The organism is Methylobacterium sp. WL18, from assembly GCF_008040015.1.
Taxonomy (GTDB): domain Bacteria; phylum Pseudomonadota; class Alphaproteobacteria; order Rhizobiales; family Beijerinckiaceae; genus Methylobacterium; species Methylobacterium mesophilicum.
In genome coordinates, this window is the sequence record NZ_VRVD01000800.1 from 1 (window position 1) to 1,860 (window position 1,860).

Below are 1,860 nucleotides of genomic sequence, written 5' to 3' on the forward strand. Positions count from 1 at the left end.
GCCTGCGCGACCTCGCGCGGCTGCGCGCGGCGCTGCTGCGCCTCGACAGCCCGAACCCGGACCCGGCTCTGGCCAACCTCCAGGGGCTCGCGGCCGGAACCCCGTTCCGCCACACCGCCCGCGAAATGCTCGGTCTCGCCGCCCTGAAGAAGGGCGATTTCGAGGAAGCCGGCCGCTGGTTCGACCAGCTCTCGGCCGATCCCGAGACACCCCGGAATCTGCGTGAGCGGATCGAGGTCTACGCGGCGCTCGTAGCGGGCGGCCCGGTCACCGTGACCGAGGCCAAGCCCGAGGTCGCCGCCCCGCCCCCGCCGATCACGCGCTGATTTTTTTTCGTCGACCATTTCGAGACAGACCATGGATATGCCGACCGTCGCGATCGTCGGGAGGCCGAACGTCGGCAAGTCGACCCTGTTCAACCGCCTCGTGGGCAAGAAGCTCGCGCTCGTGGACGACCGGCCGGGGGTGACCCGCGACCGGCGCGAGGGCGATGTCGCGTTCGGCGGCCTCCACTTCCGGGTGATCGACACCGCCGGGCTGGAGGAATCGGACGCCGCCACCCTGACCGGCCGGATGCGGATGCAGACCGAGGCGGCGATCCTCGCCGCCGACGTGGTGCTGTTCGTGATCGACGCCCGCGCCGGCGTGCTGCCGGCCGACCAGCCCTTCGCCGAGCTGGTGCGCCGGGCCGGCTGCCCGGTCATCCTGATCGCCAACAAGGCCGAGGGCGGCACCGGGCTCGCCGGGGCCTACGAGGCGTTCACCCTCGGTCTCGGCGACCCGATCCCGTTCTCGGCCGAGCACGGCGAGGGCCTGGGCGAGTTGCACGAGACGCTGAAAGGCGTCCTGCCCAAGCGCGACGAGGACGACGAGGATGAGGACGCCCCCGGCGGCCGCTCCCTGAAGGTCGCCATCGTGGGCCGCCCGAATGCCGGAAAGTCCACGCTGATCAACCGCATGCTCGGCGAAGACCGGCTGCTGGTCGGCCCCGAAGCCGGCATCACCCGCGATTCGATTTCCTTGGATTGGGAATGGCGCGGGCGGAAAATCAAGCTGCACGACACGGCCGGGATGCGCCGACGCGCCCGGATCGACGACAAGCTGGAAAAACTCGCGGTCTCGGACGGGTTGCGCGCCGTGCGCTTCGCCGAGGTGGTGGTGGTACTGCTCGACGCCACGATCCCGTTCGAGAAGCAGGACCTGACCATCATCGACCTGGTCGAGAGCGAGGGCCGGGCCGTGGTGATCGGCCTGAACAAGTGGGATCTCGTCGCCGACCAGCCGGGCCTGCTCAAGCAGCTGCGCGAGGATTGCACCCGCCTGCTGCCGCAGGTGCGCGGCGTCGCGGTGGTGCCGCTCTCGGGGCTCGCCGGCGACGGCCTCGACAAGCTGATGCAGGCGGTGGTGCAGGCCTCGGAGGTCTGGGACAAGCGGATCTCGACCTCGCGCATCAACGACTGGCTGAACGAGGCGACCTCGCGCAACCCGCCCCCGGCGGTGTCGGGCCGGCGGATCAAGATCCGCTACGCCACCCAGGTGAAGAGCCGGCCGCCGCATTTCGCGCTGTTCGGCAACCAGCTCAACGCCTTGCCGAAATCCTACACCCGCTACCTGGTCAACGGCCTGCGCGAGGCGTTCGAGCTGCCGGGCACGCCGATCCGCCTGAGCTTGCGGACCTCACAGAACCCGTTCGACAAGGGCTGAGACGACCGGTCACCGAGCCGCGTCAGCGATCCAGTCCACGGCGGCCGACAGGGCGGCGCGCTCGTCCTTTCCGTCGGCCAGGGCCGCCTCGTAGGCGCCGACCTGCCCGTCCGCGCTGGTGCCCTCGGTGACGATCGCCCGGGCGCGGGCGACGGC

The 1,860-nt window shown here is 70.6% G+C and carries 1 protein-coding gene and 1 pseudogene; both read left to right on the top strand.

The window, feature by feature from the left end:
- Positions 1-326 (top strand): annotated as a pseudogene (locus tag FV228_RS28435) (hypothetical protein); the annotation flags it as partial.
- A gap of 31 nt (positions 327-357) precedes the next feature.
- Entirely contained in the window at positions 358-1,704 is a 1,347-nt protein-coding gene (gene der, locus FV228_RS28440; protein ID WP_147857545.1) for a ribosome biogenesis GTPase Der, read from the top strand.
- The last annotated feature ends 156 nt before the right edge of the window (positions 1,705-1,860 follow it).

What these genes read in the sequence shown, in the direction of transcription:
- der (WP_147857545.1), top strand. Translation starts at nt 358, where the DNA reads ATGGATATGCCGACCGTCGCGATCGTCGGGAGGCCGAACGTCGGCAAG.